Source organism: Tateyamaria omphalii (genome assembly GCF_019802125.1).
Classification (GTDB): Bacteria; Pseudomonadota; Alphaproteobacteria; order Rhodobacterales; family Rhodobacteraceae; genus Tateyamaria; species Tateyamaria omphalii_B.
The window spans coordinates 26,940-52,522 of sequence record NZ_JAHVHT010000003.1; the positions used below are offsets into that span (position 1 = coordinate 26,940).

General features: G+C 62.3%; 25 protein-coding genes. 9 read left to right on the forward strand and 16 right to left on the reverse strand.

Features of this window, described 5'->3' with window-relative positions; genetic code table 11:
- Nucleotides 1-18 precede the first annotated feature (18 nt).
- Nucleotides 19-1,284 carry a diaminopimelate decarboxylase gene (lysA, locus tag KUV51_RS12535; protein WP_222521987.1) on the forward strand — a complete coding sequence of 422 codons (1,266 nt, stop codon included), beginning with the start codon at nucleotides 19-21 and terminating at the stop codon, nucleotides 1,282-1,284.
- A 71-nt stretch (nucleotides 1,285-1,355) separates the two neighbouring features.
- A complete protein-coding gene (locus KUV51_RS12540) occupies nucleotides 1,356-3,971 on the forward strand; it encodes a TIGR02302 family protein (RefSeq protein ID WP_222521988.1) in 2,616 nt (871 codons plus the stop codon).
- Nucleotides 3,972-3,974: 3 nt separating this feature from the next.
- Here KUV51_RS12540 and KUV51_RS12545 read toward each other — a convergent pair whose 3' ends face one another.
- The gene (locus tag KUV51_RS12545) at nucleotides 3,975-4,784 is read right to left on the reverse strand and encodes a zinc-ribbon domain-containing protein (protein ID WP_222521989.1); all 810 of its coding nucleotides are present in this window, start codon (nucleotides 4,782-4,784) and stop codon (nucleotides 3,975-3,977) included.
- Between the two features lie 146 nt (nucleotides 4,785-4,930).
- Here KUV51_RS12545 and KUV51_RS12550 point away from each other — a divergent pair, with 146 nt between their 5' ends.
- Genes KUV51_RS12550 through KUV51_RS12565 form a run of 4 tightly spaced genes read left to right on the forward strand, consistent with a single transcriptional unit; the run spans nucleotide 4,931 to nucleotide 7,827 of the window.
- Entirely contained in the window at nucleotides 4,931-5,608 is a 678-nt protein-coding gene (locus tag KUV51_RS12550) for a cell division ATP-binding protein FtsE (protein ID WP_222521990.1), read from the forward strand.
- The gene (locus tag KUV51_RS12555; protein ID WP_222521991.1) at nucleotides 5,605-6,510 is read left to right on the forward strand and encodes a cell division protein FtsX; all 906 of its coding nucleotides are present in this window, start codon (nucleotides 5,605-5,607) and stop codon (nucleotides 6,508-6,510) included. Before KUV51_RS12550 ends, KUV51_RS12555 begins: the two co-directional genes overlap by 4 nt.
- The gene (locus KUV51_RS12560) at nucleotides 6,510-7,238 is read left to right on the forward strand and encodes a lysophospholipid acyltransferase family protein (protein WP_222521992.1); all 729 of its coding nucleotides are present in this window, start codon (nucleotides 6,510-6,512) and stop codon (nucleotides 7,236-7,238) included. The genes KUV51_RS12555 and KUV51_RS12560 overlap by 1 nt, the downstream gene beginning before the upstream one ends.
- Nucleotides 7,225-7,827, forward strand: a complete 603-nt coding sequence (locus KUV51_RS12565; protein ID WP_222521993.1) for a pyridoxamine 5'-phosphate oxidase family protein — start codon at nucleotides 7,225-7,227, stop codon at nucleotides 7,825-7,827. Before KUV51_RS12560 ends, KUV51_RS12565 begins: the two co-directional genes overlap by 14 nt.
- A 39-nt stretch (nucleotides 7,828-7,866) precedes the next feature.
- Here the strand turns inward: KUV51_RS12565 and KUV51_RS12570 are convergent, their stop codons facing one another.
- The 12 genes from KUV51_RS12570 to sucC all read right to left on the reverse strand — a co-directional run bounded on the left by KUV51_RS12570 (nucleotide 7,867) and on the right by sucC (nucleotide 20,445).
- A complete protein-coding gene (locus KUV51_RS12570) occupies nucleotides 7,867-8,367 on the reverse strand; it encodes a fasciclin domain-containing protein (protein ID WP_222521994.1) in 501 nt (166 codons plus the stop codon).
- Between the two features lie 406 nt (nucleotides 8,368-8,773).
- The gene (lpdA, locus tag KUV51_RS12575; RefSeq protein ID WP_222521995.1) at nucleotides 8,774-10,162 is read right to left on the reverse strand and encodes a dihydrolipoyl dehydrogenase; all 1,389 of its coding nucleotides are present in this window, start codon (nucleotides 10,160-10,162) and stop codon (nucleotides 8,774-8,776) included.
- A gap of 75 nt (nucleotides 10,163-10,237) precedes the next feature.
- Nucleotides 10,238-10,648, reverse strand: coding sequence for an MAPEG family protein (locus tag KUV51_RS12580; RefSeq protein WP_222521996.1), 411 nt, complete (start codon nucleotides 10,646-10,648; stop codon nucleotides 10,238-10,240).
- The gene (locus tag KUV51_RS12585) at nucleotides 10,645-11,190 is read right to left on the reverse strand and encodes a hypothetical protein (RefSeq protein ID WP_222521997.1); all 546 of its coding nucleotides are present in this window, start codon (nucleotides 11,188-11,190) and stop codon (nucleotides 10,645-10,647) included. The genes KUV51_RS12580 and KUV51_RS12585 overlap by 4 nt, the downstream gene beginning before the upstream one ends.
- A complete protein-coding gene (locus tag KUV51_RS12590; RefSeq protein WP_222521998.1) occupies nucleotides 11,187-11,615 on the reverse strand; it encodes an MAPEG family protein in 429 nt (142 codons plus the stop codon). The genes KUV51_RS12585 and KUV51_RS12590 overlap by 4 nt, the downstream gene beginning before the upstream one ends.
- An 88-nt stretch (nucleotides 11,616-11,703) precedes the next feature.
- Nucleotides 11,704-13,266, reverse strand: a complete 1,563-nt coding sequence (gene odhB, locus KUV51_RS12595) for a 2-oxoglutarate dehydrogenase complex dihydrolipoyllysine-residue succinyltransferase (protein ID WP_222521999.1) — start codon at nucleotides 13,264-13,266, stop codon at nucleotides 11,704-11,706.
- Between the two features lie 4 nt (nucleotides 13,267-13,270).
- Nucleotides 13,271-16,228, reverse strand: coding sequence for a 2-oxoglutarate dehydrogenase E1 component (locus tag KUV51_RS12600; protein ID WP_222522000.1), 2,958 nt, complete (start codon nucleotides 16,226-16,228; stop codon nucleotides 13,271-13,273).
- A gap of 63 nt (nucleotides 16,229-16,291) precedes the next feature.
- Nucleotides 16,292-17,176, reverse strand: a complete 885-nt coding sequence (sucD, locus tag KUV51_RS12605; protein WP_222522001.1) for a succinate--CoA ligase subunit alpha — start codon at nucleotides 17,174-17,176, stop codon at nucleotides 16,292-16,294.
- 43 nt (nucleotides 17,177-17,219) lie between these two features.
- Complete coding sequence (locus KUV51_RS12610; RefSeq protein WP_222522002.1) at nucleotides 17,220-18,014, reverse strand: class I SAM-dependent methyltransferase; 795 nt, start codon at nucleotides 18,012-18,014, stop codon at nucleotides 17,220-17,222.
- Nucleotides 18,011-18,496: a hypothetical protein gene (locus tag KUV51_RS12615; protein WP_222522003.1), complete on the reverse strand. Its 486-nt coding sequence runs from the start codon at nucleotides 18,494-18,496 to the stop codon at nucleotides 18,011-18,013. Before KUV51_RS12615 ends, KUV51_RS12610 begins: the two co-directional genes overlap by 4 nt.
- Nucleotides 18,496-18,741, reverse strand: a complete 246-nt coding sequence (locus tag KUV51_RS12620; protein WP_222522004.1) for a hypothetical protein — start codon at nucleotides 18,739-18,741, stop codon at nucleotides 18,496-18,498. The genes KUV51_RS12615 and KUV51_RS12620 overlap by 1 nt, the downstream gene beginning before the upstream one ends.
- Before the next feature lie 510 nt (nucleotides 18,742-19,251).
- A complete protein-coding gene (gene sucC / locus KUV51_RS12625) occupies nucleotides 19,252-20,445 on the reverse strand; it encodes an ADP-forming succinate--CoA ligase subunit beta (RefSeq protein WP_147107900.1) in 1,194 nt (397 codons plus the stop codon).
- Between the two features lie 177 nt (nucleotides 20,446-20,622).
- Between sucC and KUV51_RS12630 the strand changes: the two genes are divergently transcribed.
- Nucleotides 20,623-21,657: a glycosyltransferase family 2 protein gene (locus KUV51_RS12630; protein WP_222522005.1), complete on the forward strand. Its 1,035-nt coding sequence runs from the start codon at nucleotides 20,623-20,625 to the stop codon at nucleotides 21,655-21,657.
- Here the strand turns inward: KUV51_RS12630 and KUV51_RS12635 are convergent.
- Both KUV51_RS12635 and mdh read right to left on the reverse strand, forming a co-directional pair.
- Complete coding sequence (locus tag KUV51_RS12635; protein WP_222522006.1) at nucleotides 21,654-22,469, reverse strand: adenylate/guanylate cyclase domain-containing protein; 816 nt, start codon at nucleotides 22,467-22,469, stop codon at nucleotides 21,654-21,656. The genes KUV51_RS12630 and KUV51_RS12635 overlap by 4 nt on opposite strands.
- Nucleotides 22,470-22,541: 72 nt before the next feature.
- The gene (gene mdh / locus KUV51_RS12640) at nucleotides 22,542-23,504 is read right to left on the reverse strand and encodes a malate dehydrogenase (protein WP_222522007.1); all 963 of its coding nucleotides are present in this window, start codon (nucleotides 23,502-23,504) and stop codon (nucleotides 22,542-22,544) included.
- Nucleotides 23,505-23,672: 168 nt separating this feature from the next.
- On the opposite strand from mdh, the gene KUV51_RS12645 reads away from it, so the two are divergent.
- A complete protein-coding gene (locus tag KUV51_RS12645; RefSeq protein WP_315898829.1) occupies nucleotides 23,673-24,425 on the forward strand; it encodes a sulfite exporter TauE/SafE family protein in 753 nt (250 codons plus the stop codon).
- Nucleotides 24,422-24,859, forward strand: coding sequence for a GNAT family N-acetyltransferase (locus KUV51_RS12650; protein WP_222522009.1), 438 nt, complete (start codon nucleotides 24,422-24,424; stop codon nucleotides 24,857-24,859). Before KUV51_RS12645 ends, KUV51_RS12650 begins: the two co-directional genes overlap by 4 nt.
- Nucleotides 24,860-24,979: 120 nt before the next feature.
- On the opposite strand, the gene KUV51_RS12655 is transcribed toward KUV51_RS12650, so the two are convergent.
- Complete coding sequence (locus KUV51_RS12655; RefSeq protein WP_410001076.1) at nucleotides 24,980-25,300, reverse strand: hypothetical protein; 321 nt, start codon at nucleotides 25,298-25,300, stop codon at nucleotides 24,980-24,982.
- Nucleotides 25,301-25,583: the final 283 nt, after the last annotated feature.

A 25,583-nucleotide genomic window follows, 5' to 3' on the forward strand; every position in this document is an offset into this window, starting at 1 on the left:
TGAATTAGGCAGGCGCTCATGGATCATTTTCTTTACCAGAATGGCGTTTTGCACGCCGAGGATGTGCCCGTGGCCGAGATTGCCGCCGCGGTAGGCACGCCGTTCTATGTGTACTCGACAGCGACGTTGCTGCGCCACTTTACCCTGTTCGACGACGCACTTGATGGCATGGACCACCTGGTCTGCTATGCGATGAAGGCGGCCAGCAACCAGGCGATCCTCAAGACGCTGGCCCAAGCCGGCGCAGGCATGGACGTGGTGTCGGGCGGCGAGTACGCGCGCGCCAAGGCTGCGGGCGTGCCGGGTGAGAAGATCGTGTTTTCAGGCGTCGGCAAGACCGCCGACGAAATCCGCATGGCGCTGACTGGAGGCATCCGCCAGTTCAACGTGGAATCCGAGCCCGAGATGGAGGTCCTCAACCGCGTCGCGGGCGAGGTGGGCGCCATTGCCCCGATCACCATACGTGTGAATCCGGACGTAGATGCCAAAACCCACGCCAAGATCGCGACTGGCAAATCCGAAAATAAGTTCGGCATTCCCATTGCGCGGGCGCGTGAGGTTTATGCAATGGCCGGTGCGATGGAAAACCTCGATGTCATAGGCATCGACGTCCACATTGGCTCTCAACTTACCGAGTTGGCACCGTTTGAGCTCGCCTACCAAAAGGTCGCTGAACTCACGGTCCAATTGCGTGAAGACGGTCACAACATCCGCCGCCTCGATCTGGGGGGCGGTCTTGGCATTCCCTACGCCCGCTCGAACGAAGCACCGCCGTTGCCCACCGACTATGGCGCGCTGATCAAGCGGACCGTCGGGCACCTGGGCTGCGAGGTCGAGATCGAGCCGGGCCGCCTGATTTCGGGCAATGCCGGGCTGATGGTGTCCGAGGTCATCTATGTCAAATCGGGGGAAGGGCGCGACTTCCTGATCCTTGATGGGGCGATGAACGACCTGATCCGGCCCGCGATGTACGAAGCCTATCACGACATCGTGCCGGTCATCGAACCGAAACCGGGAACGGAACAGGCGCCCTATGACATCGTCGGTCCAGTCTGCGAATCCGGGGATACCTTCGCCAAGCAGCGCATGATGCCGCCGCTATCTGCCGGTGACCTCGTCGCCTTCAGATCCGCGGGTGCATATGGCGCGGTAATGAGCAGCGAGTACAATACGCGACCACTTATCCCGGAAGTTCTGGTTCATGGCGATCAATACGCGGTGATCCGCGCACGCCCGACCTTTGACGAAATGATAAATCGCGATACCATCCCTGGGTGGCTCTGACCTGATCAGTGCCTATATCGAGGCTTAGGGCGCTATAACGTGGCCCGCGCCACCGACAAGGGACGCGACGCATGGCCAGTTTTTCCAAACACGACGCGCGGCGTGGGCTGAAAGCCCTGCGCTGGCCGCTTGCGTTCACACGCGCGGGCATGTTTGCGGAAGCGTTCTGGCAAGCGACATGGCCGCTTGCGACCGTGGTGCTGGCGGTCTTGGCTGTTCTGATGCTGGGCCTGCAAGACACCGTGATGGTGGAACTCGTTTGGTTCTTTGCCGTTGTCGCGACCGTTGCGGCCATTGGGGCGCTGATCTATGCGCTGCGCAAGTTCCGTATCCCCACCCGCGAAGCGGCGCTTGTCCGTTTGGACGAAACGCTACCGGGCCGTCCCATTCAAGCGCTGCTCGATGAGCAAGCGGTTGGTGATGGTGATGCGGCATCGACCGCGGTGTGGCGCGCGCACCAGGCCCGCATGGCTGAACGGGCGGCGCGCGCGCAGCCCGTACCGGCCGATCTGCGCATCGCACGCCGGGATCCCTATGCCCTGCGATATGTCGCCGTCCTGATCTTTGCCGTTGCGCTGATTTTTGGCTCCATCTGGCGCGTGGGGTCCGTGGCGGACATGACGCCCGGCGCGGGCGATGGTCTGGCCACAGGACCGGTGTGGGAAGGCTGGGCCGAAAGCCCGCGCTACACCGGACGGCCAACGATCTACCTCAACGATATTCCCGAAGGCGTCCTGGAAGTGCCTGCAGGGTCGCTCATCACCTTGCGCCTCTACGGCGAGGTCGGTGCGCTCACCTTGGCCGAAACAGTATCGGGCCGGTCCGGAGAGGTCCCGCCGGCCTCTGCTCCCGAGCAGGATTTCATCGTCAACCAGTCGGGTGAGATTGCAATCAACGGTCCAGGCGGTCGCACATGGTCCGTTGCGGTGCTGCCGGACGAGGCGCCGAACATCGAAGTGCTCGATGGGCCGGAAACCACTGCGCTGGGCGAGATGACACTGCCCTTCGCCGCCTCTGACGATTACGGAGTAGAAGCGGGCGAGGCGCGCTTTGCTCTCGATCTGCCCGAGGTGGACCGCAGGCATGGACTGGCCATCGCACCCGAACAACGCCCCGAAATCACCGCATCCTTGCCTATGCCGTTCACCGGTGATCGCACAGGCTTCCAAGAGGCGCTGGTCGAGGACTTTTCGGAACACCCATGGGCCAATCTTCCTGTCACCGTGGTGATGACGGCGCTTGATGCCGCCGAACAGCAGTCCGAGACAGAGCCATTCCAGATGATCCTGCCGGGTCGCCGGTTCTTCGACCCGGTCGCGGCTTCCATCATCGAACAACGGCGTGACCTGCTCTGGTCCAGGGACAACAGCACCCGCGTGGCACAGATCCTGCGCGCGGTCGCCCACCGCCCCGACGACGTGTTCCGCCGCGAAGTGGATCAGTTGCGCCTGCGCCGGGTCATCACCAAGCTGGAAACCTTTGCCAGCTATGGTCTGACAGACGAAAAGCAGGAAGAGATTTCACGCGATATGTGGGACCTCGCCCTTGGGATCGAAGAGGGTGATCTCGCCGACGCGCTGGAGCGGCTGCGCCGCGCACGTGAGCGGCTGGAGCAGGCCATGCGCGACGGTGCCAGCCCGGCCGAGATCGAAGAGCTGATGCGCGAGCTGCGCCGTGCGACCGACGACTACATGCAGCAGCTGTCACGGCAGGCAGAGCTGGATCGCCAGAACAACGAAGAAAACCCGCGCAACCAGCAAAACCAGAACCAGATGCAAATGACGCAGGATGACATCCAGCGCATGATGGATCGCATCCAGGAATTGATGGAACAGGGCCGCATGGCCGAAGCCGAACAGGCCCTACGCGAGTTGCAGGAAATGCTCGAAAACATGCAGGTCACCCAAGGGCAGGGCGGCGAGGGCCAAAGCCCCGGTGAACAGGCGATGGAAGGGCTGGCGGAAACGCTGCGCGAACAACAGGGTCTGAGCGACCAAGCCTTCCGTGATCTGCAAGAGCAGTTCAACCCTAATGCGCAAGCCGGCGAAAGCCAGGGCAATGAAGGGCGCGACGGCGGCGCGGGCCGCGGTCAGGAGCATACCGAGGGCGGCCAAGGCGAGGGCCAACAGGGCGATCAACAGCAAGGCGGCCAAGGCAACCAGCAGGCGGAGGACGGCCAGAGCCAGGGTCAGGAAGGCTCTCTCGCCGACCGCCAGCAGGCACTGCGCGACGAGTTGCGCCGCCAGCAGGGCAGCCTGCCCGGCAGCGGGACCCCCGAAGGCGATGCTGCCCGCGACGCGCTGGATCGGGCGGGGCGCGCCATGGACAATGCCGAGGATGCGCTACGCCAACGCGACTTTGCCGATGCCATCGACAACCAGAGCCAGGCCATGGAGGCACTGCGCGAAGGAATGCGTGCGCTGGGCGAAGCGATGCAGCAGGAACAACAAGACGCACAGCAGGGTCAGGGCACGTCCGAGAGCGACCGGCGCGCCGAAGCGCGTGATCCCTTGGGCCGCGAGCCGGGCTCAAACGGGTCCGTTGGCACCGAAGAGGGTCTGCTGCAGGGAGAAGACGTTTATCGCCGGGCCCGCGACCTGCTTGACGAAATCCGCCGCCGCTCCGGTGAAGGAGAGCGTCCGGATGTCGAGCTGGACTATCTCAAGCGTCTCCTGGACAGGTTCTAGCGCCTATTCGCCTTCACTGGCTGTTAAGTTGTCCAGCCATGTCAGACCTGAGGAGACTTGTCCGTCCAACCACAGGCGCGCACCATCAACCTGGGCAACGTATGAACTGAGGAACGGATCGACCCCGGGCACCGCCTGGGCAATGTCTGGTGCGAAGACATATATCAGCAAAAGAACGACCGCGAGCAGGATCATCAACATGAACCCGCGCCGGAATCCGGATCGGGCTTGTTCCATTTCCGCCGGATCGGGGGCCATTTCTGCCGCGGGCGGCGACTGGCGGTCGCCTGTCGACCTCAGCGTCGAGTTTATTTCCTCGATATCTGGCAACAAGTCTCGCCGAGAGCCTATGGCGGCGGCTGTGGCAGCAGCCTCAGACACCTGCTCTGGCGTCGGGTCTTCTCCGCGCATCCGGGCCATGCGCTCGCGCGCTTCGCGGGCACGACGGTCTGCATCGGTTTCTGCATTGCTAAGACCAAGCTCGGGCTGGCTTTCCAACGCTTCGGCTTCGGAGGCGCGAGCCTGGCTTTCGATCTCGGCCTCTTCCCGCAGGATGTCCGCGACCTCGGGATCCAGTTCACGCCGTTTCGGTTCCGGGGCTGCCGCGCGCTCTTCATCCTCGGTCGGGCTGTCATCGGGTGCTGCCAGATCAGCCGGAGCGTCCTCGGCCTCTGGCTCCTCAGGCATGTGATCGGGATGATGTTGAAACCACGTCTGTCCGCAGTTCGAACACTGCACATCGCGCCCTTCGGCGGGGATCACGTCATCCACCACCTCGTATTGCGCATCGCAATTGGGACATATCAGCCGCATTTCGGATCCTGCCTCGTTTTTACGGGTTACCATATGTTGTAGGCCGTGTTCAGAAAAGACATAACTGCGCGGCCCGCACGCATGCATTCACATTGAATCCGGCATGGTGCTGAGGCACAACAGGTCTCAAAGGGGCGGGGACGCACGTGATCGAGCTGGAAAATGTTGCCTACAGCTATGGCGGGGGTGAGCTTTTGTCCGATATTTCGGTCAAGCTGGCGCCCGGTTCGTTTCATTTTCTGACGGGTCCGTCTGGGGCTGGCAAGACCACGCTTCTCAAGCTTTGCTACGGCGCGCTGTTGCCGACAGCAGGCCATGTGCGTCTGTTCGACCGCGATGTGCGCAGCCTCCAGCGCGATGACATTGCCAAGGTGCGGCGGCGGGTCGGTGTCGTGCATCAGGATGTTCAGTTCCTCGACCACCTGCCAGTCTCCGACAATGTTGCCCTGCCGCTGACCGTCTCGGGGCGTCAGGCGGAAACGGCGAACGGTGATCTGACCGAGCTGCTGGCATGGGTGGGTCTCACCAACCGCTCCGACGCCATGCCACCCGAACTGTCCGGCGGTGAGCGGCAACGCGCGGCGCTTGCGCGTGCCGTCATCATGTCACCGGATGTGGTGCTGGCCGACGAACCGACCGGCAACGTCGATTGGGACATGTCGCAGCGTCTTCTGACCTTGTTGGTCGAGCTGAACAAGATGGGCAAGACGGTGCTGATCGCCACCCACGACCTGTCCCTGATCCGGGCGGCCAAAGCGCAGGTGCAGGCGCGAGTTCTGCGCATCTCGAACCGGCGCGTGCAGCTTGCGGGGGCGGACCTGTGAAATTCGACCTCAAGACCCTGCGCGCCCTTGTGGCCGGTGATCGCTATGCCGACCGTGTCGTTCCGCCCACGGGCTTTACCGCGCAGCTGACCCTCTTTGTGTCGGGCGCGATGGCGTTTCTGGCTGTCTTTGCTCTAGCGCTCTCGCTTGCCTCTGGCCGCTTGGCCGACCGCTGGGGGGATGAGTTGGCGCGCACGGCCACCATCCGCATCGTGGCACCCGAAGACCAGCGCGCGATCCAGACCAACGCCGCATTGCAGGTGCTGTCGACAACTCCTGGTATCGCCGACGCCCGCGCGCTGACGGATGAAGAGCAACAGGCCCTGCTGGCACCCTGGTTCGGTCAGGACCTGCCGCTGGATACACTCCCCGTGCCCCGGCTGATCGAGATCGAGGCGACCGACCAGGGCTTTGACGTCACGGGTCTGCGCCTGCGTCTGGCCGCCGAAGTGCCGGGTGCCGTGCTGGACGACCACGGGCGCTGGCGCGCGCCGCTCGTGTCTGCCGCCCAACGCCTGCGTCTGCTGGGCTGGACGGTGGCGTTGCTCATCGTCGGTGCCGTTGCGGCCATGGTCACCCTAGCCGCCAACGCGGCACTTGCGGCCAACGCGCAGGTCATCGCCGTTCTGCGCCTTGTCGGTGCGACCGACAGCTACATCGCCAATGCTTTTGTGCGCCGCTTCACCCTGCGCGCGCTTGTGGGATCGGCGGTAGGTGTCGTCGTTGGAGTGCTGGCCGTGTGGCTCATGCCGTCTGGCGGGGATACGCCCGGCTTTCTGACCGGCCTTGGTTTTCAGGGCGTGGGCTGGTTGGTGCCCCTGCTCTTGCCGCCCGTCTGCGGCGGTGTTGCCCTCTTTGCCACAGCCTATGCTGCCAGCCGCGCCCTAAGGACCCTCACGTAATGCAAATGATCCGTTCCGCCCTGTTTGTGGGCCAGATTTACGTCGCCATGCTGGTGCTCGGCATCGTCTTTGCCCCCTATGCCATCGTCAGCCGCAACGGCGCCTATGCGGCCTGCAAGACCTATTGCAAATGGGTGTTCTGGACCATGGGCTGGATGGTCGGGATCAAGGGCGAGGTGCGGGGTGACGTACCGCAGGGCGAGGTACTGATCGCCTCCAAGCACCAGTCCTTCCTCGACATCATGCTGATCTTTCATGCGTTGCCTGCAGCCAAGTTCATCATGAAACGCGAGCTGCTCTATGCGCCGATCATCGGAATCTACGCCAAGCGGTTGGGCTGTGTGCCGGTCGCGCGTGGCAAGCGCGGTGCGGCCATTGCCAAGATGGTGGCGGATGTTGAAGCCGGGCGGGCGCATCCCGGCCAATTGATCATTTATTCCCAGGGCACGCGCGTGGCCCCAGGGGCCAAGGTGCCTTACAAGGTGGGCACGGCGGTTCTGTACCAACAGCTTGGTCAGCCCTGCGTGCCCGTGGCCACCAATGTGGGCCTGTTCTGGCCGCGCAAGGGGATCTCTCGTCGCCCCGGCACAGCCGTGGTCGAGTTCCTGCCAGAAATGCTGGAAGGCATGTCCAAAGACGAATTCATGGCGCAGCTGGAAAGCACGGTGGAGGCGCGGTCGGATGCGCTGATGCGCGAAGGAGGGTTTGAACCCAATGGAGTTCATTGAAGACATTCCGTCGCTCGAGGCGCTCTACGGGACACCCGGTCAGCCGTCGCTCCGCAAGGTCGCGGACCATCTGACACCGCTCTACGCCAAATGGATCGCGGCCTCGCGCTTCGTGGTGCTGACAACGGTCGGTCCGGGCGGGACCGACGGCAGCCCGCGCGGGGACGATGGCCCTGTTGTGCTGCAACTTGATCCGAAAACGCTCGCGCTGCCCGATTGGCGCGGCAACCAGCGCCTCGACAGTCTGCGCAACATCGTGGCGGACGGGCGTGTGTCGCTGATGTTCATGGTGCCGGGATCAAACACGGTTGTACGGGTCAATGGTGAGGCCAGGTTGACGGCGGATCAGGATCTGCGTCAGCGGTTCGAGCAAAAGGGCCGTCACCCGGCAACAGTCATCGTGATCAAGGTTGGCGAGGTCTATACCCAATGCGCACGTGCCTTGATCCGGGCTGGGCTGTGGTCGCGCAACGATGCGGAAGGTTTGCCAACTCCCGGTGAGATTCTGGCGGAGGTGTCGCAAGGCGAAGAGGGCGGCCAGCCCTATGACGAAGCATGGCCCGAGCGGGCGGCCCGGACCATGTGGTAATTTAACATAATCTGTCCCCGCGGGGACAAATTATGTGAATTACGGCAACAGCACCTGATCAATGGCGTGAATCACGCCATTCGATGCAAAGATGTCAGGCTGGATGACATTGGCGCCATTCACGGTCACACCCGAGCCGAACTTGCCCACGATCCCGTTCACGTCGAGCGTGCCACCTTGCACGGTTGTGACGTTCTGCCGTGTGCCGAGCACATCGCCTGCGGTGATCTGGCCGGGCACCACATGATAGGTCAGGATGTTGACCAGTTGGTCGCGGTTTTCAGGCAGAAGCAGACTGTCGACCGTTCCGGCGGGCAGGGCAGCAAATGCGTCGTTCGTTGGTGCGAAGACGGTGAAGGGGCCAGGACCCTTGAGCGTATCCACCAGACCGGCGGCCGACACTGCGGCGACCAGGGTCGAGAAATTCGGATCGCCCGAGGCGACGTCCACGATATCGGGGTCTTGCGGCTGTGCACAGGCGGCCAGGGTGACAAGGGCGGCGCCGCCCCCGATCAGTTTCAAAGTGCTGCGACGGTCCATGGTCATGTCCTTTTGTTCTTCAGAATTGGTCAATCGCGCCCAACGGGCTGCAATATGAAGGGGGGCACGGACGTGAAAAGGAAATGTCGCACACCCCGCCATATGGGCGTGAACGTGCCACGTGGCGGATTTGTTCCGAGCAGGGCAACGTGCGGCGGCGGATGGCTGCCTGTTTTTTAGTGCGCGCGGCTTATGATGGACAGGCGACCCGTCGATGCGCCGCCGATTCCGCTCAGAACTCGAAAACGCCAGCCCGTAAGCGACGGGCCAGATTCGATGTTACACTGCGTTTTTGACCCAGCTGTGGGTGGGTCCTAAGGCACATGTCAGGGAGCGCGCGGCTGGCTGTAGCCGATGAAAGGCTCGGCGGGCTCTCACTCAGTGCAAGTGGAGAGCCCCACCTGACTTAACTGTGTATCGGCCCCAATCCGCAGGCCAGCGCCGCTTCGCGAACGGCCTCGGAATAGGTCGGGTGCGCATGACAGGTCAGTGCCAGATCCTCGGCGGACGCACCGAATTCCATCGCGACGCAAACCTCGTGGATCAGATCGCCCGCGCTTGGCCCGATGATATGGGCGCCAAGGATGCGGTCGGTTTCCGCATCCGCGAGGATCTTGACGAAGCCGTCAGCGGCAAAGTTCGCCTTGGCGCGCCCATTGCCCATGAAGCTGAACTTGCCCGCCTTGTACTTGTGGCCCGCGTCCTTCAGCTCTTCCTCGGTCTTGCCGACATTGGCCACCTCGGGGTGGGTGTAGATCACGCCCGGGATCACGCCGTAATTCACATGCCCATGCTTGCCCGCAACCTGTTCGGCGGCGGCCATGCCCTCATCTTCGGCCTTGTGCGCGAGCATCGGCCCTTCGATCACATCGCCGATGGCGTAGATGCCGGGGATATTGGTCTGCCAATGCGCGTCCACCGCAATCTGCCCGCGCTCTGTCATCTTGATGCCAAGCGCGTCGAGGCCAAGCCCCTCGGTATAGGGCTTGCGGCCCGTGGCGACGAGCACGACATCGGCGTCGACCTCATGCGCGCTGTCGTCCTTGCGCAGTTTGTAGTGCACCTTGGCCTTGTTCTTGGAGGTTTCGACCGACTGCACGGCCGCACCCATGGTGAAGCTGAGGCCCTGTTTGGTCATGATCTTCTGGAACTGGCGCTGCACTTCGGCGTCCATGCCCGGCGTCACGGCGTCAAGGAATTCGATCACCTGCACCTCGGTTCCGAGACGGCTATAGACTGACCCCAGCTCCAGCCCGATGACGCCCGCGCCGATCACCACCATCTTTTTGGGGATCTTGCCCAGTTCCAGCGCGCCAGTGGAGGAGACAACGATCTTCTCATCGATCTCGACGCCCGGGAGGGTAGCGACGTCCGAGCCGGAGGCGATGATGATGTTCTTGGCCTCATGGACTTCGTCACCGACCTTGACCTTGCCCGCTTCGGGGATGGAGCCCCAGCCCTTGAGCCAGTCGATCTTGTTCTTCTTGAACAGAAACTCGACGCCCTTGGTGTTCTGGCCGATCGTGTCGGTCTTGTATTGCAGCATCTGCTTCCAGTCGACCGACGGGCTTTTGCCCTTGAGCCCCATGGCGGCGAAGTTGTGCTCGGCCTCGTGCAGCATGTGGCTGGCGTGCAGTAGTGCTTTCGAGGGGATGCAGCCCACGTTCAGGCAGGTGCCACCGAGGGTTTCTCGCCCTTCGACACAGGCGACCTTCAGGCCCAGCTGTGCGCAGCGGATGGCGCAGACATAGCCGCCGGGGCCGGAGCCGATGATGATTACGTCATAAGAAGCCATTTGTGCGGTCCTTTTGTTTTGCGGTCGGACCGGGGCGCTGCCCCGGACCCCGTGGTATTTTGGGTCAGAAGAAGATCAGGTGAGCGTTGCGATGAGCATGAGAGGGGCGGCGAGAAAGCCCACGAACCAGATCAGCGACCGCCATGGGGTCAGGCCGAAGTAGTAGGCGGGGATGTAGAGGACGCGCGCGATCAGGTAGGTCCAGGCGCAGGTGGCGGTGAAGCCAGTGTTCGCGTCGGCGAGTGACACGACCACGACTGCGATGGTGAAGAGTGCGAGGCTTTCGAAGTGGTTCTCCCAGGCGCGGATCAGGCGGGCGGTTTTTTCCGATACCTGGTCCTGGATGTCGCCGCCCAGGCGTTTGCGGTCGCGGGGTGAGAGTGTCTTGCCCGGGGGGAGTTCGACATTCGTGGGGACCGCCATCAGCAGGAACTGCACGAATTGCAGCAGGGCGGCGAGCGCGAGGGCGGTGAGTTCGGGGGTCATGCGGCCTGCACCGCCTGTGCGATCTGTTCGGCGCGCATGTCGTAGCTGCCTATGCGGGCGGAGGGGTGGGGGGCTGTGACGTGGGCGATGCCGAAATGTGCGAGCACTTGCGCGCTGTCAGTGCCGAGTGCAACGGGGCGGCGGCCCATCAACTCGTGTCTGCCGATAGCGTCGAAGCTGGCGCGGGCGTGGGCGACCGGGATTGTGCTCGACCGTTTGGGGGTGAGCAGGTGGAATATCGGCGTGATGTAAATGTCGGCACGGGTGAGGTTCAGGAGATTGAGCACCCGATCGATCACCTTGTTGTAGGGGATGTTAGGCAGGTAGCCGGTACGCTTGAGTTGCGCCTTGTGGGTCTGGGCCGAGGGGGCGTCGAGCCAGTCCTTGGACATCAGAAGCGGGCCGGTGAGGTTGCCGGAGGTCATCTGGATGGGCGAGACGTAGTCACCATCGAACCCGGCCTCGGCCAGTGTCGGGTAGCCCGGCAGGCGGAACGCGCGGCGTGCAGCGATGGCGCGGTGATATGCGGCTGTCAGGTTCATCCGTCGGCGGGTTGGAGAAGGATGGGATCGGGCGGTGTACCGAACATGCCGAGGACCATCATCACGAGGCCGACCATCGACACGATCCATGCGACGGAGCGGACCAGTGGGATGCCGGAGGCGTAGGTCGGGACGTATGCCACACGGGCCCAGAACCAGATTGCGGCGCCGAGGGCGGTGGTTTCTGTGTTCAGGTTGGTGATCGTCAGGGCGAGGGCCATGGCGGCGAAGGCCGGGAAGTAGGTGACATAATTCCAGAGCGCCCGTTCGACGCGGGCGGCGACGACATTGGGTTCGCGCTTTTCATCCTGAGGGCCGAGAGCCCAGCCGATGCCTTTGGACAGGTCCGAGAGGGTGGCCTGGATCAGGACGTGGGCGATCAAGAGGATCACGGCGTAGGTGAGGTAGAGGAGTTCTGGGGTCATGGGCTTGCACCTTGGTCAGTTGGTGGGCTGAAGCTCACCCTACACATTACTTGGTCAAATGTAGGGTTGGCTTCGGCCTGCTGCACCGTCACAAATCCATCAACAACCGCCGCGGATCCTCCAGCGCTTCCTTGACCCGCACAAGGAACGTCACCGCGCCTTTGCCGTCCACGATGCGGTGGTCGTAGCTGAGGGCGAGGTACATCATCGGGCGGATCTTGATCTCGCCTTTGATCACCATGGGCCGGTCCTGGATCTTGTGCATGCCCAAAATCCCCGATTGCGGGGGGTTCAGGATGGGCGAGGACATCAGCGAGCCGTAGACGCCGCCGTTCGAGATCGTGAACGTGCCGCCCTGCATTTCGGCCATCGACAGTTTGCCGTCGCGGGCGCGGGCACCCTTTTCGGCGATCTGCTTTTCGATGTCGGCGAAGGACAGGCTGTCGGCTTCGCGGATCACCGGCACGACAAGACCCGTGGGCGTGCCTGCGGCGATGCCCATGTGGACGAAGTTCTTGTAGACGATGTCGGTGCCGTCGATCTCGGCATTGACCTCGGGCACTTCCTTCAGCGCGTGGCAACACGCCTTGGTGAAGAAGGACATGAAGCCCAGCTTGACCCCGTGTTTCTTCAGGAACAGGTCCTTGTATTCGTTGCGCAGTGCCATAACCTCGGTCATGTCCACCTCGTTATAGGTGGTGAGCATGGCAGCGGTGTTTTGGCTGTCCTTGAGCCGCTTGGCGATGGTCTGGCGCAGGCGTGTCATCTTGACCCGTTCTTCGCGTGCGGCATCGTCAGCAGCGACAGGGGCGCGGGGTGCCGCTGCAGGGGCAGACGGAGCAGGGGCGCTCGCGGCGGCGACGACGGCCTTGGCGACGTCCTCTTTCATCACGCGGCCATCGCGGCCCGTACCGGTGACCTGATCGGCGCTGATCCCCGCCTCGGCCATGGCCTTTTGCGCCGAGGGGGCGTTTTCCACATCCGAACGGCCCGCGCCGTCACCGGCGGCTGGAGTCTGGTAATTGCTGGTGGGTTCGGGGCTACCTTCGGTCGCGGCAGGCACTGCACCGGAGGCGGAGATGACGGCCAATTTCGCCGACGCATCGACGGTTGTGCCTTCTGGCGCCGTGATCTCGGCCAGCACACCGGCCGCCGGTGCCGGCACTTCCACGCTCACCTTGTCGGTTTCCAGCTCGCAGAGCATTTCGTCTTGCGCCACGCTGTCGCCCACGGCCTTGAACCAGGTTGATACGGTGGCTTCGGTCACGCTTTCACCCAAGGTCGGGACCATGACATCGACGCTGTCGCCGCCACCGCTGGCGGGGGTATCTTCGGACGCAGTGCGCGCGGCGGCAGAGGGTGCGTCGTCCTGCGCGGCTTCCTTTGCCTTGGGGGCCGCATCCGACCCGGAATCGCCTTCGGAGATGTTGGCCAGCAGGGCGTCAACGCCCACGGTTTCGCCTTCGGCAGCGACGATGTCGGCAAGGGTGCCTGCGGCGGGGCTGGGCACCTCGACCGTTACTTTATCGGTTTCCAATTCGCACAGCATTTCGTCCACCGCGACCGTATCGCCGGGTTTTTTGAACCAGGTTGCGACAGTCGCTTCGGTGACGCTTTCGCCCAGTGTGGGCACGCGGACTTCTGTGGTCATGGTCTTATCCTTCGATGGTCAGCGCTTCGTTCACGAGGGCTGCTTGTTGTGCTTTGTGCTGGCTGGCGAGCCCCGTGGCGGGGCTGGCAGAGGTGGCGCGGCCCACATAGAGGGGCCGTGTGTGCTTGGCCTTGATCCGGCTCAGGACCCATTCGATGTTGGGCTCGATAAAGGTCCATGCGCCCTGGTTCTTGGGCTCTTCCTGGCACCAGACCATTTCCGCCCCTTTGAACCGCTCCAGTTCCTTGACCAGAGAGATCGCCGGGAACGGATAGAACTGTTCGATCCGCATCAGGTAGATGTCGTCGATGCCGCGGGCGTCACGCTCTTCGAGCAGGTCGTAATAGACCTTGCCCGAGCACATGACGACGCGCTTGATCTTGTCATCCTTGGCCAGCTTGGCGTCCGAATTGCCCTGCTCGGCATCGTCCCACAGCACGCGGTGGAAGGACGAACCGGTGGTGAATTCCTCGGCCTTGGACACGGCCAGCTTGTGGCGGAGGAGCGACTTGGGCGTCATCAGGATCAACGGTTTGCGGAAGTCACGGTGGATCTGGCGGCGCAGGATGTGGAAGTAGTTCGCTGGCGTTGTGCAGTTGGCGACGATCCAGTTGTCCTGTCCGCACATCTGCAGGAAACGTTCGAGGCGGGCCGAGGAGTGCTCAGGCCCCTGGCCCTCAAAGCCATGGGGCAGGAGGACGACGAGGCCGGACATGCGCAGCCATTTGGATTCGCCCGACGAGATGAACTGGTCGAACATGATCTGCGCGCCGTTGGCGAAGTCGCCGAACTGCGCTTCCCAAAGCGTAAGCGCATTGGGTTCGGCCATGGAGTAGCCATACTCAAAGCCCAACACCGCGTATTCCGACAGCATCGAGTCGATGACTTCGTAATGGGCCTGGCCCGCGCGGATGTTGTTGAGGGGGTAGAACCGTTCCTCGGTCTCCTGGTTCACGAAGCCGGAGTGCCGTTGGCTGAACGTGCCGCGGGTCGAATCCTGACCCGCCAGACGCACCGGGAACCCCTCGGTCAGAAGCGAGCCGAAGGCCAGCGCCTCACCCGTTGCCCAATCGAACCCTTCGCCGCTGTCGAACATCTTTTTCTTGGCGTCGATCAGGCGGCCGACGGTCTTGTGCATGGGAAAGCCATCCGGGGCAAAGGTCAGCGCCTTGCCCACATCGGTCAGGGTTTCGGGCGCGATGGCCGTCTTGCCGCGCTGGTAATCCTCCTTGTTCTTGTCGAGATGGGACCACTTGCCGTCAAGCCAATCGGCCTTGTTCGGTTTGTAATCCTTGCCGGCTTCGAACTCATCATTCATGCGCGCCTGGAAGGCGGCCTTCATGTCCTCGATTTCGCCCTCGGGGATCAGGCCGTCTTTCACCAGCCGTTCGGTGTAAAGCGTGAGCGTTGTTTTGTGCTTCTTGATCCGCTTGTACATCACCGGGTTGGTGAACATGGGCTCGTCGCCCTCGTTGTGCCCGAACCGGCGGTAGCAGAAGATGTCGATGACAACGTCCTTGCGGAACTTTTGGCGGAACTCGGTGGCGACCTTGGCGGCGTGGACCACGGCCTCCGGGTCGTCACCGTTCACGTGAAAGATCGGCGCCTCGACCACCAGTGCGTTGTCGGTGGGATAGGGGGAGGAGCGAGAGAAGTGCGGCGCGGTGGTGAAGCCGATCTGGTTGTTCACCACAATGTGCATGGTGCCGCCGGTGCGGTGACCGCGCAGGCCCGACAAGGCGAAGCATTCGGCCACGACGCCCTGACCGGCAAAGGCCGCGTCGCCGTGCAGAAGGATGGGCATGACGGCGGTGCGGTCGTGGTCGTTCAGTTGGTCCTGTTTCGCCCGCGCCTTGCCCAGCACCACCGGGTTCACGGCTTCGAGGTGCGAGGGGTTTGCGGTGAGCGAAAGGTGGACTTCATTGCCGTCAAACTCGCGATCGGAGGACGCGCCGAGGTGGTATTTCACGTCGCCAGAGCCATCGACATCCTCGGGTTTGAAGCTGCCGCCCTGGAATTCGTTGAAGATCGCCTTGTAGGGTTTCGCCATCACGTTGGCGAGGACCGACAGACGCCCCCGGTGGGGCATGCCGATGACAATCTCTTTCACACCCAGCGCGCCGCCGCGCTTGATGATCTGCTCCATCGCCGGGATTAGGCTTTCACCACCATCGAGGCCGAAGCGTTTTGTACCCATGTATTTGACGTGCAGGAATTTTTCGAACCCCTCGGCCTCGACCATCTTGTTCAGGATGGCCTTGCGCCCCTCGCGGGTGAACTGGATTTCCTTGCCGAAGCCTTCGATCCTTTCCTTGAGCCAGCCGGCTTCTTCGGGGTTCGAGATGTGCATGTATTGCAGCGCAAACGTGCCGCAATAGGTGCGCTTCACGATGGCCACGATCTCGCGCATCGTGGCGACCTGCAGGCCCAGCACATTGTCGATAAAGATCGGGCGGTCCATGTCGGCCTCGGTGAAGCCGTAGGATTTCGGATCTAGCTCGGGGTGCGGGGTCTGATCGCGCATGCCCAGCGGGTCGAGGTCGGCCACAAGGTGTCCCCGGATGCGGTAGGCGCGGATGATCATCAGGGCACGGATACTGTCGAGCACGGCGCGCTTGATCTGGTCATCGCTGACCTCCACGCCCTTCTCGGCGGCCTTCGCCTTGATCTTGTCGCCCGCGCCCTTGACCTCTGCCGGGGCGACCCATTCGCCGGTCAGCGCCTGGGTCAGGTCATCGCCCGGCTGGGGCGGCCAGTCGGTGCGCGCCCAGGACGGCCCCTCGGCCTCGCGTTTGACGCTGACCTCGTCATCGCCCATCGCCTTGAAGAACGCTTGCCAGCTTTCATCGACCGCCGCGGGGTCGTTGGCGTAGCGGGCATACATCTGTTCGAGGTATTCCGCGTTGTGCCCCTGCATGAAGGACGAGGCATGGAACTGGTCGTTGGGGGATTGTTCGGTCATGTTGGCACCTATCTGGCAGGCGGTTTGAAGTAAGGTGCGCAGTGAATGCGCACCCTACGGGCGTTATCCTTTGATGGCTTCCATCACGGCCTCGCCCAGCGTCGCGGGGCTGTCGGCCACCACGATGCCAGCCGAGCGCATGGCTTCGATCTTGTCCTCGGCGCCGCCCTTGCCACCGGCGACAATCGCGCCCGCGTGGCCCATGCGGCGGCCCGGAGGGGCGGTGCGGCCTGCGATGAAACCGGCGGTGGGTTTCCAGCGGCCTTTTTTCTTCTCGTCGGCGAGGAACTGGGCGGCGTCTTCTTCGGCAGAACCGCCGATCTCACCGATCATGATGATGCTTTCGGTCTCGTCATCGGCCAGGAACATCTCGAGCACGTCGATATGCTCGGTCCCCTTGATCGGGTCGCCGCCGATGCCAACGGCCGACGACTGGCCCAGGCCCATATCCGTTGTCTGTTTCACGGCCTCGTAGGTCAGCGTGCCTGAGCGGCTCACGACACCCACGCTGCCGCGCTTGTGAATGTGGCCGGGCATGATGCCGATCTTGCAGGCGTCGGGGGTGATGACACCGGGGCAGTTGGGGCCGATCAGGCGGCTGGACGAGTTTTCCAGCGCTCGCTGTACCTTCATCATGTCGAGAACCGGGATCCCTTCGGTGATGCAGACAATCAAAGGCATTTCGGCGTCGATGGCTTCAAGGATCGAATCCGCCGCGAATGGCGGGGGAACGTAGATGACGGAGGCGTTGGCTTCGGTCTTTTCCATGGCCTCGTGCACCGAGTTGAACACGGGCAGGTCCAGGTGTGTCTGGCCGCCTTTGCCGGGGGTCACACCGCCCACCATCTTGGTGCCGTATGCAATGGCCTGTTCAGTGTGGAACGTGCCCTGCGAGCCGGTCAGGCCCTGGCAGATCACCTTGGTGTTTTCGTCAATCAATACGGCCATTGTGGTCGTCTCCTTCGGGGGTGTCTTGGGTGTACGGGGCGTGTCATGCGGGGGCGGGGCCCTTGCGTAGCAACGCTTTGATATTGTCGTCGACCGGCAGGCCGACACGGTTGATCAGCTCGACGGTAAAGCCTGCGCGGCGGGCGACATCGCGCAAGCTGTCGAGGGTGAAATAGGTGACGTGATCGGGGTAGCGGAAGCCGCACCATTTGGGCCCAACCACGCGGCGGTTGACCGAGCCGAAATTGGGCACGCGGACGTAGGCAGCGCCGCCCGGCTTCAACGCGCGCCAGACGCCCTTGAGCACGCCCATCAGGTCGACCTCGTGTTCGAGATAGCTGTGCATGACCACGCCATCGAACATCTCGGGCTTGAAATCCCAGATCGCCTCGGCACCAGCGCCATGGACGCAATAGCCACCACGCTTGCGCATCCAGTCGTCGGCATAGGCGTGCAACGCCTTGCTAAGCTCGATGCCATAGGGCGTCATCGGTTCCGGCACGTTCATCAGGTTGCCGCAGCCGATGTCGAGCACCTTGCCGTTGTTGAACCACTCCCCCATGCGGTGCTGGTTCGACTTGTGGGTCAGCTTCAGCTTCTTGCGGAGCGACCGTATGGCCGGGCTGAGAGAGGTCGACCCCTTGGTCGCAACCTTCTTCTCTTCATAGGTCTTTTCCCAGGCGAAGTCCTCTTCCAGCGCGGCGTAGTCGACGGGGTTGCGCAGGTAGGTCAGGTCACACGTGCCGCAGCGTGCCACGACATAGGGATCGGGGGAGTATGCTGGCCAGGGCGTCGCCTCAGTCGCGTCGCAGCTTGGGCAAGGGCGCATGGAGGTCATTCGGACACCCCCATGCCTGCGGGCAAGCGGTCAACGCCGATAAAGGTTTGCGCGCCGCGGATGCCGATATGAACAACCGCCACGCGACCGCGCAGCAACTTGCGACCCTCGATAAAGGCGGTACCGGGTTCTGCTGCATATGGGGCGGGCAGAGGAATGGGCGTGCCGAAGACAGGGGGCATTGCCATTTTCGCCTGCACTGCTGTGACGGCTGCGTCCGCATGATCACCCGAAAAGGCAACCTCGCACCGGCGTTCGGCATGTGCGGGTGCTTGCGGCGTCGGCTCAAGCGACGTGTCCCAGAAGGTCAGCGCGAAAAGCAGCGGCGCGCCGGCCGTGCCTTCCATGTTGGACCTTGCGCGCTCCTGTGTCTGCCCGGCCTTGAAGCACCAGGCATTGAACGCCTCGATTGCGGGATGAGCATGTGCCATCCCGCTGCCAAGCGCCACTGCAAGGGCCGATATGCGCGCCGTGCGTTTCACTATTGCGCGGCGCTCGCGAAAGACAGGCAGTCATCGACGATGTCGCACAAGTCCTCGGTCGGGATGTCTGCGGCGCGGGGGCGTTGCGCCACGGTGACCTGACGGTTGTCCAGCCAGGCGGCGCTGGCCGCCAGACCAACGGGCGGGAAGTTCTCCTGCGACGGGATGTCTGGGCGACGTTCGCTGCTGCAGGAGGCGATGACGACCGATGCCAAGGCAATTAAAGACGCGTTGCGGAAAGTCACTTTAGCACCCTGAACTTGATAACGAATGGACTGTTCGAAAAGGTGTATCCCAAAGACAGCGTGATCCCACCCTTTTGAAGCACTGTTGTCGATAGGATGCCGTTCGATTGCGGAATTTGTCCCTTTCGGTAGCCCGCCTTTGCCATGACGGACAATGCGTGCTCAGCGTGGCTGCGCGCTTTGGCTTGCTTTTCTATCGACTTTCGCGGGAATGGTTCGATGCCATAGACCGAGACCGAACATTCATCACGCTTTGCGCTGGCGACTACATTCGCGCGGCGCCCGGTGTTCGGGTTTTGGACTCGGATCCGATACTCCCTACCACGCTTTTGAAACCCCTGGGTCTCCAATTCGGCCAAACCGCTTTCCGAGCTGAAATAGGCCGCGCATGCGCGAAGCGCAGCATCTGACGCTTGGCCGACCGCACCCGGAAAGTTCGCCGCGTACGCCACAGTGCTTGTGCATACTACGGCCGCGGCAAGCGCCATTCTTCGAACGCAGCTCACAATTTTACCCCTTGACCGCCTTCACGATCTTCTGCGCACCATCCTTCAGGTCGTCGGCAGCAATCACGTCGAGGCCGGAGTTGTTGATGATGTCCTTGCCCTGCTGCACATTCGTGCCTTCCAGACGCACCACCAGCGGCACTTGCAGGCCGACCTCTTTCACAGCAGCGACCACACCTTCTGCGATCACGTCGCAACGCATGATGCCGCCGAAGATATTCACCAGGATGCCTTTGACATTGGGATCAGAGGTGATGATCTTGAACGCTTCGGTCACCTTCTCCTTGGTCGCACCGCCGCCCACGTCGAGGAAGTTGGCAGGCTCGGCGCCGTAGAGCTTGATGATGTCCATCGTCGCCATGGCGAGGCCCGCGCCGTTCACCATGCAGCCGATTTCACCATCCAAGGCGATATAGTTCAGGTCGTATTTCGATGCAGCGAGTTCCTTGGGGTCTTCCTCGGTCTCGTCGCGCAGCTCGTTGATGTCGGCGTGCCGGTAGATGGCGTTGCCATCGAACGACACCTTGGCGTCGAGCACTTTCAGATCGCCGCTGTCGGTCACGATCAGCGGGTTGATCTCGAGCATCTCCATGTCTTTTTCCATGAAGGCTTTGTAGAGCAGACCCATCAGGCCCACGCACTGCTTTACCTGTTTGCCTTCCAGACCCAGCATGAATGCGATGCGGCGGCCGTGGTAGGCTTGGTAGCCGGTGGCGGGATCAACGCTGAAGCTCAGGATTTTTTCCGGAGTCTCGGCGGCCACCTCTTCGATGTCCATGCCACCCTCGGTCGAGCAGACAAAGGAGACGCGGCTGGTGACGCGATCAACGAGCAGGGCGAGATACATCTCGGTTTCGATGCCCGAGCCGTCTTCGATATAGATGCGGTTGACCTGCTTGCCCGCCGGGCCGGTCTGGTGGGTCACAAGCGTGCGGCCCAGCATCTTCTTGGCTTCTTCGGCGGCTTCCTCGACCGATTTGGTCAGGCGTACGCCGCCCTTGTCGCCCGCATCCGCTTCTTTGAAGCTGCCCTTGCCGCGACCACCCGCGTGGATCTGTGCCTTGACCACCCACATCGGGCCATCCAATGCGCCTGCGGCAGTCTTCGCGTCTTCGGCCCGCAGGACGACGCGCCCGTCCGAGACCGGAGCCCCGTAGCTGCGCAGAAGGGCTTTGGCCTGGTATTCATGGATGTTCATGGCGGTTTGATCCCGTATAGATACGTCAACGTTGGGCCTATTCGACCAACACTGAACGGTGCGTAAACGGAAAATATGTCGCACCGGCGGTTTTGAGGGGTGAAAACGTGATTTTGTGATCACTGCGCGAAAACGTGTGATCACAAATTACAATTTGTAAAGGAATCACGAGGGCGCATGTCGCAATTTCCTATAAAATCAAAGGAAAACGGCCTGCGCTGGGGAACGGTACTGACAGCGAACGAACCGGCGGCGTTGGTCGAGACGAATGTGCGCTGGCATTTGGCCACCGGCGCGGCTGCCGTTTACGTCTTCCTGGACGACCCCGATGACCCGGCCGCAGAGGTGCTATCGGCAATCGACGGTTGCACCATGCAGTGCTGCGATGATGCCTATTGGCGCGCGCGCCGCCCGAACAAGGGACGGCCCCCGTCCCAGATGCGTCGCCAGACCATCAATGCCAACCGGGCGCAGAACCGATGCGATCTGGATTGGCTGTTTCACATCGATGCGGACGAGTTCATCTGGCAGGACGGCGATCTGAGCGCCGAATTGTCTGCCCATGCCGATCCGCTGACGGAACTGAACCTGCCGGTCCTCGAACGCATCTTTCCTGCGGGCGCGCAATCGACGCTGTTTGACGGCGCCTACCGCGCCAGTTCGGACCTGTCCGAAGACGATGCGGAAGCGGCTTTTGCCCCCTTCGCCCGCTTTATGAAGCGCGGCCAGTATTCCCACGGCGCAGGCAAAAGCGGTGTGCAGGTCGGGGCGGGTTTGCGCCTTGGCGTGCATAACGCGACACGCACCGGGTCCGAGGGGCGCCAGCGTCGCGCCGCCAAGCGGGTGTCGACAACGGCGCGCTTGCTTCATTTCGACGGCATGACACCGCTGCACTGGGTGATGAAAGTGCTACGCTATCGTCAGACGCCGCCGGAGGTGCAGGCCACGATCCTGCAACCACATCGTGCGGAACAGATCGCGTGGATGCTTGAGAAATCGCAGAACCGGCAAGAGGCTATGGCTGCCCATCACGCACTCTTTGCCATGACCGACGCCCGGCACGCGCAACTCAACCGTTTCGATCTGCTGCGCGACATATCCTTTGACCCGGCCCGCGTGCTCGGGCCCGCATGCCCGGACCTCAGCGTTGCAGCCTTCGATGCTGAACTGATGCGCCGTAACCCTGAACTGGCAGATGTGATAAACGCCTAAGATGGCGTCGCGGGTGGTGTCGCGCCTTTGTACGCCTTCCACTTTGTGTAAAGCAGGTAAAGCAGCGCAACCTCGGGAATGGCTGTCACCAAAAAAGGCAGGCCAGCCGTGATGTCGACAATCACAACCGCGCCAAGGGCACCGAGAATGCGATTGCGATCCTTCTTGAACTTTGCGCGGACCGGGGTGTCTGCGACAGCTGGGACCGACGCAAACGCATCTTCGTCGGGGATTGAAAAGCTGTCGGCGGACCCGACCTTCGGTCCCAGATTGTCAAGCAAATGCGGTGCGGTCACCCCTTCAGCGATCACCGCGTAAACGCCGATCTCATCTGCCAGATGCTTCGGCGTTGTCGGACCGAGCGGTCGCATCTCGACAGTGCCCAGATTGTTGCGCGCTGTGTCAAAGACGTGTTGCGACACCAGAATACCGCCCACTTCGGCCATCTCCTGCAGACGTGCCGCCAGGTTCACGCCGTCTCCCAGCAGATCCTGCCCCTCGACGATCACGTCGCCCAGATGGATGCCTAAGCGGAACGGCAGCAAGTCGGGACGGCCGTTGATCGTGCGCTGGATGTCGATGGCACAGCGGACCGCGCCGACAACCGAGGGGATGTCTGCAATCAACCCGTCGCCCGATGTGTTCGCAATGCGCCCGCCGCAATTGGCAATAGCGGCATCGATAACAGCGCGCGTGCCGCGCAACGCGCGCACGGTGCCTTCTTCATCCACGCTCATCCGTCCGGAATAGTTCGCGGCATCCGCGGCCAGAACCGTGGTCAGCTTGCGTTCTATGGGGCGCATCTCGGGCATGTGAACCATATAAACATGAAAAGGGCCGGATGCGATGACATCCGGCCCTCAAATTTCAAGCCTGTGGCTATATTACGCGAGGCTGTCGTCGATGCCCTTGCAGGCTTCCATCAGACCTTGCACGGCTTTGACGGAGGTATCGAACATCTCCTGCTCTTCCTTGTTGAGCTTGATGTTCACGATACGCTCGATGCCACCCGCACCGATCACGGTGGGCACACCCACATACATGCCTTTCAGGCCGAACTCGCCGTCGCAATGTGCAGCACAGGGCAGAACGCGCTTCTGGTCCTTGAGATAGGCTTCGGCCATCTCGATGCCCGCGGTCGCAGGGGCGTAGAAGGCAGAACCGGTTTTCAGCAGGCCGACGATCTCGGCACCACCATCACGGGTGCGCTGTACGATCGCGTCCATCTTTTCCTGCGAGGTCCAGCCCATGTCGATCAGATCGGGCAGGGGGATACCGGCAACAGTCGAATAGCGCACCGACGGCACCATCGTGTCGCCGTGACCGCCCAAAACGAACGCTGTGACGTCTTTCATCGAGACGTCGAACTCTTCGGCCAGGAAGTGGCGGAAGCGGGCGCTGTCCAGAACGCCGGCCATGCCGCAAACCTTGTTTGCAGGCAGGCCCGAGAATTTCTGCAGCGCCCAAACCATCGCGTCGAGCGGGTTGGTGATGCAGATGACAAAAGCGTCGGGCGCGTTGGCGGCGATGCCTTCGCCCACGGACTTCATGACTTTCAGGTTGATGCCCAGAAGGTCATCGCGGCTCATGCCCGGCTTGCGCGGCACACCGGCGGTCACGATGCAGACGTCCGCGCCTGCGATGTCGGCATAGGACTGCGTGCCCTTCAGCTTGGCGTCGAACCCTTCGGAGGGGCCGGATTCCGCGATGTCGAGGGCTTTGCCCTCGGGGGTGCCTTCGGCGATGTCGAACAGGATCACGTCGCCCAGCTCTTTCAAAGCTGCAAGGTGGGCAAGCGTGCCGCCGATCTGACCGGCGCCGATCAGGGCAATCTTGGGTCTGGCCATGGGTGAAAGTCTCCGCACTTGGGGTTTAGTTGGCGCGGTGCCTAGCGTGTGACGGGGCGTCGCGCAAGGGCGCCGCACTGCAGCAGAGTGACGCTACGGCGCTGGTCTATGGGTGGTTTGCGCGCTAAGGGGGCGGAAAGAGGCTGTTTTTCGAAGGGCAACACACCCGTGACGCTAGATCTTTGGTTTTTCGCCGTTGCTGCGCCAGCCGTGATCTTTGCCGGGGTGTCCAAGGGCGGTTTCGGATCGGGGGCCGCCTTTGCCGCCGCATCGATTCTGGCGCTCGTGGTGGAGCCGGGACTGGCGCTGGGCGTAATGTTGCCGCTTCTCATGCTAATCGATCTGGCTACCCTGCGCCCCTACTGGGGTAAATGGAACGCGCGCGCCTCTTTGCTTCTGATCCTCGGCGGTTTGCCGGGCGTGGCGCTGGGCGCGCTCTTGTTTGCGCGCGCGGATGCAGACGTGTTCCGTGTTTTGATCGGCGCGATTTCAATCGGGTTCGTCGCCTGGCAACTGGCGCAGTCACGAGGCTGGATCCGGGCATCTCGGGTTGCCTTGTCCAAAGCCGCAGGTGCGCTGGCGGGGGTGGTCGCGGGCTTCACCAGCTTCGTCAGCCACGCAGGTGGCCCGCCCGCTGCTGTTTACCTGTTGTCTCTGAACCTGACCAAGACGGAGTATCAGGCCAGCACGGTACTCACCTTCTGGGCCATCAACATCGCCAAGTTCATTCCCTATGCTTTTCTGGGGATGTTCACGACACAAACCACAATGGCAAACCTTGCGCTCGCCCCATTCGCCCTGCTCGGCGCGTGGTTGGGGGTCAAGGCGCATCATATGGTCCCGGAAAAGCTGTTCTTCCGCCTGACCTATGTACTGCTCACGGTGACAGGGACCAAGCTGATCTGGGACGGGCTGACATGACGGTGCGCGCGCTTACCGCCGGTGATACGAAGCAGGCATTGGATCTCTATCGGGATCTGGTCGGTGACGCTCCGCTTGGGACCGACGATGCATTTGCTGCTGTGGTGACCCATACCGGTACTACCGTTCTTGGCGTGTTTTCGGATACTACCCTGGTTGCCATGGCTACGCTGCACATACTGCCAAACGTCACGCAGGGTGGACGACCGTATGCGCTTGTCGAAAACGTGGTCACGCAAAGGGATCATCGCGGCACGGGGCAGGGACGGCGGGTCATGCAGGCGGTGATCGACGCGGCGTGGGCTGCGGATTGCTACAAGATCATGCTGCTCACCGGGCGCACGGCCGACGCACGCGGCTTCTATGAGAAGCTCGGCTTCGGCGCGGATGAAAAGTGGGGCATGACCATCCGGCGCGCACCTGTTCGAAACTGATCCAGGCGGATCGGGATCCGCCTTACGATCTTGACCCGCCCGCAGACCAAAAAAGGACGCTCTGAAGAGCGTCCTTTTCAATCTGTTGCAACCGTAAGGCGGACGTGTCGTCCGCCCGTTTCAGGCGTCTTTGCCCTTGGCCGGCAATGCCTCGGCCAGCGCTTCAAAGGCCTGACCGCTTGCCACAAGGCATGTCATGCCGTTTGGCGTTGTCACCGTAATGGTCCACGTCCCGCTCTCTTCCGAGGCGAACACCTCGATCACCGAATTGTTGGCGCCCAGACCCATGGACTGCCGCGTCTCGCCATAGCCCTCGGCCAACCGGCTCACCACAATATCGCGGGGACCGCAATTTCGCGCCTGCTGCTGCGCCTGTGCCGCGTTAACCATCGCTGCGAGCGCCAGAACACCCGCTGTCATCACATTCATCATCCGTGTCATCACGTTCAGCCTTTCACAAAGGAAGGCGTCACCTCTGGTCATCTGGCCCAGCCGGAACCCCGGCGATGACCGGGCAGCCCCGGTTCATACCCGACCCTTTGCACGTTCCGTGAAGTGTTCGGCGGCCCTGCCGAAACGGCCCTCCCCGCGCAGTCGGATTGGGACAAATGTGCGGATCTAGCCTTGAATAATGGTTAACGCTGCGTGCGCAGGTCGTTAAAACTCGATGAAAGGCTTCTGAATTGACAGGAAGCCGGGACGTGATTTCTGCAATGCAGAAAAA

Excerpts from the sequence above, each read along its gene's own strand:
- lysA (WP_222521987.1), top strand. The coding sequence starts at position 19 with ATGGATCATTTTCTTTACCAGAATGGCGTTTTGCACGCCGAGGATGTG.
- KUV51_RS12540 (WP_222521988.1), top strand. The coding sequence starts at position 1,356 with ATGGCCAGTTTTTCCAAACACGACGCGCGGCGTGGGCTGAAAGCCCTG.
- KUV51_RS12545 (WP_222521989.1), bottom strand. The coding sequence starts at position 4,784 with ATGCGGCTGATATGTCCCAATTGCGATGCGCAATACGAGGTGGTGGAT.
- KUV51_RS12560 (WP_222521992.1), top strand. The coding sequence starts at position 6,510 with ATGCAAATGATCCGTTCCGCCCTGTTTGTGGGCCAGATTTACGTCGCC.
- KUV51_RS12565 (WP_222521993.1), top strand. The coding sequence starts at position 7,225 with ATGGAGTTCATTGAAGACATTCCGTCGCTCGAGGCGCTCTACGGGACA.
- KUV51_RS12570 (WP_222521994.1), bottom strand. The coding sequence starts at position 8,367 with ATGGACCGTCGCAGCACTTTGAAACTGATCGGGGGCGGCGCCGCCCTT.
- lpdA (WP_222521995.1), bottom strand. The coding sequence starts at position 10,162 with ATGGCTTCTTATGACGTAATCATCATCGGCTCCGGCCCCGGCGGCTAT.
- KUV51_RS12580 (WP_222521996.1), bottom strand. The coding sequence starts at position 10,648 with ATGACCCCCGAACTCACCGCCCTCGCGCTCGCCGCCCTGCTGCAATTC.
- KUV51_RS12585 (WP_222521997.1), bottom strand. The coding sequence starts at position 11,190 with ATGAACCTGACAGCCGCATATCACCGCGCCATCGCTGCACGCCGCGCG.
- KUV51_RS12590 (WP_222521998.1), bottom strand. The coding sequence starts at position 11,615 with ATGACCCCAGAACTCCTCTACCTCACCTACGCCGTGATCCTCTTGATC.
- odhB (WP_222521999.1), bottom strand. The coding sequence starts at position 13,266 with ATGACCACAGAAGTCCGCGTGCCCACACTGGGCGAAAGCGTCACCGAA.
- KUV51_RS12600 (WP_222522000.1), bottom strand. The coding sequence starts at position 16,228 with ATGACCGAACAATCCCCCAACGACCAGTTCCATGCCTCGTCCTTCATG.
- sucD (WP_222522001.1), bottom strand. The coding sequence starts at position 17,176 with ATGGCCGTATTGATTGACGAAAACACCAAGGTGATCTGCCAGGGCCTG.
- KUV51_RS12610 (WP_222522002.1), bottom strand. The coding sequence starts at position 18,014 with ATGACCTCCATGCGCCCTTGCCCAAGCTGCGACGCGACTGAGGCGACG.
- sucC (WP_147107900.1), bottom strand. The coding sequence starts at position 20,445 with ATGAACATCCATGAATACCAGGCCAAAGCCCTTCTGCGCAGCTACGGG.
- KUV51_RS12630 (WP_222522005.1), top strand. The coding sequence starts at position 20,623 with ATGTCGCAATTTCCTATAAAATCAAAGGAAAACGGCCTGCGCTGGGGA.
- KUV51_RS12635 (WP_222522006.1), bottom strand. The coding sequence starts at position 22,469 with ATGCCCGAGATGCGCCCCATAGAACGCAAGCTGACCACGGTTCTGGCC.
- mdh (WP_222522007.1), bottom strand. The coding sequence starts at position 23,504 with ATGGCCAGACCCAAGATTGCCCTGATCGGCGCCGGTCAGATCGGCGGC.
- KUV51_RS12650 (WP_222522009.1), top strand. The coding sequence starts at position 24,422 with ATGACGGTGCGCGCGCTTACCGCCGGTGATACGAAGCAGGCATTGGAT.
- KUV51_RS12655 (WP_410001076.1), bottom strand. The coding sequence starts at position 25,300 with ATGACACGGATGATGAATGTGATGACAGCGGGTGTTCTGGCGCTCGCA.